General features: G+C 36.9%; 1 protein-coding gene and 1 pseudogene. Both read right to left on the bottom strand.

Translation table 11 applies throughout. From position 1 onward, the window contains the following. Window positions 1–309: pseudogene (locus DV63_RS17335) on the bottom strand (DUF1542 domain-containing protein); the annotation flags it as partial. A 68-nt stretch (window positions 310–377) separates the two neighbouring features. Next, window positions 378–2,315: hypothetical protein (locus DV63_RS17330; protein ID WP_020982503.1), on the bottom strand; the 1,938-nt coding region annotated here is incomplete at its 5' end.

Here is a 2,315-nt window from a genome sequence, read left to right as displayed (position 1 = left end):
ATTAAAATCGTTAAAAAAGCCCTCGTATTCTTTCATTTTAATTTTCAAGCTCTCGCTTGCGTTACTAATCCATTCAATGGAATTTCTTAAACTTTTATCAATCTCGTTGGCGTTTTTGAAAAAATCCAAACTTAAAAGCACCTCTAAAATCCTAACGATACCTTTAAGGCTTAATTCTACTTGCTCGGTAAAAAGGCTATTAGGTTTTAAAGCGCTCTGTAGTTGCTTTAAAAGCTCGTTAGTGATTTCTTTGACCTGTGGTTGTTCTGTGATTTCTAAAGCGCTATTAGGCAAATTAGGGTAATTCATTGTGTTCTTACTCCTTGACTGGTTAAAATTTTTGTTTTATCATTTAAATGCAAGCCCACTCCATCGGCTTATTCTTTAAGCGTTCTTGCCTGCGGAATGAAAGAGTGGATAATGTCCGCCTTGTCAATCTCTGCTTTAATGTAAATCGGTTTAACTTTCAATCTCGTAATAAGCTTACTATCATTATCCTGTGTGACTAAAAAATAATAAATCGTTTTAGGATCGCCTTGGAAGGCTTTGATATGCTCTTTTTTAACTTCCTTACCTTTATCTTTGAAAATAAGCGTAATATCGGGTTCTTTCAAGGTCGGTTCTACTAAATGCAAATAAGCTAATCGGTGCTTAGCATCAGGCTTATTTTGTAAATGTTTAATGAAATTTTCTTTATTTTTAACACCATTAAAAGCGTTTAAAAAGCTATCAATATCAATCTCTCTCGGTAATTGCATGGGTTTGATAGCGTTCAAATCTTTCAAAAACGCTTCTTTGTCTTCTATGACCTTAAAGGCTCGTTCTTTAATCTCGCTTTCTTTAGCGCTTGTTTTGCTAACTTCTTTAATCCCCTTCTCGCTCTCTTTTTGCATGTCCTTCACGGCTTCTATCAAGCGCTTTAAAGTAGGGTTATTTTCGTTCGGCTCTCTATTGGCCATTAAAAGGTAATGCGTGAAGTCGTAAATATCAATATCCTTAAATTCCTTACTATCAGGGTTAAACATGTCCTTAGTAACATCTGCGATTTTGAAATCTTTCAAACCTTTTTTAATGTTATCGCTCTTTAAGGCTTCAAATAACGCTTTGCTCGGATCATCAAACCTCGCAAATCGTGCGACAGCACTTCCTAAAATCTCGCTAATGTCGCTCGTAGTTTGATCGCTCTTTTCAAACATTTCTAAAGAACTCGTTTTATAGAATTTTTCGCTCAAATCTTTCAGGCTCTCGCTTGTGGTTTGGTAATTCTTTAAATTCGCAAAACTGCGATCCATAATATCGCTTAAATAAGCGTTCAGGCTCACCTTAGGGAAATTCATATCATGGATTAAATTATGAAAACTCCCGGCGTTATCTACAAACATTTTTTTAACCTTTTCATAGCTTTTAATGTCGTTTGAAAATTCTTTTTGCCAGCGGTTGAGTAGTTCTATCCCTTGCGTTTTCGTTCGTGGCATGTTAAACATAAGCAACACTAAATTACTATCTGTTACATTAGGGTGAGTGGCCTTGTCAAAATTAAGGTTTTTAGCCACAATGTTTTTTAAAAAGTAAATGCTATCAGCGTCTAATTTTTGGTCTAATTCTTTCAATTTCGCTTCGTAATGGCTTAAAACCGCTATCGCATGATCACTCTCGCTATTGAATCGTCCTTGATTAGATGAAGCCGCTAAATTGTTGATCTCGGTATTGTTTAGGCGCTTGTTAGGTATCCGAACTAACAACTCGTCCGGTTTTAAGTCTATGTGGTAGTATTCCTTGATCGCTTTCTCGTAAGTGTAACGGCTTTTAGGCGTGAAGTTTAGCATGCCTTGGATTCGGTGGTTTCCTGCGATCACTTGCCCATCATGTAGAATGATTGGTAAATCTTCAAAACCTCCGCTCCCAAATATCTTTTTAGGGTCAAAATTTTGCGAAATGTTTTTGATCTGCTCTTCGTTCACTCGCATGCGTTTTTGCGTCCCGCCTGTGGTGAAGCTCGGTTTTAAGTCTTTGGCTTTCACGATCGCATAGTCTAGATCGTAAATCTCTCTTTCGTTCAATCTTACTCGGCTTTTAGGGATTTCTTTTAGCGCGTTCACGGGTATATCCTCTCCTACTTCTATTTTAGTCTGGCTTTCAATGTTGCCCGCATTGCCTCGCTCGTGTTCTAATTTCTTTTTTAAGGCTTCTTTACGCTTTAATTCTTGCTCTTTAGCTTTTAAAAACTCTTGTTCGCTTTCTAATCTTTCGCTTTCTAGTTTCTTTTGCTTCTCTAGTTGGCTTTTTTCTAATACAGATAAGGGCGGTTCTTGACT

Origin of the sequence: Helicobacter pylori FD535, from assembly GCF_000296015.2 — a bacterium.
Classification (GTDB): domain Bacteria; phylum Campylobacterota; class Campylobacteria; order Campylobacterales; family Helicobacteraceae; genus Helicobacter; species Helicobacter pylori_CT.
Note: the sequence above shows the minus strand (reverse complement) of the source record. Positions and strands in the feature narration are given on the sequence as shown.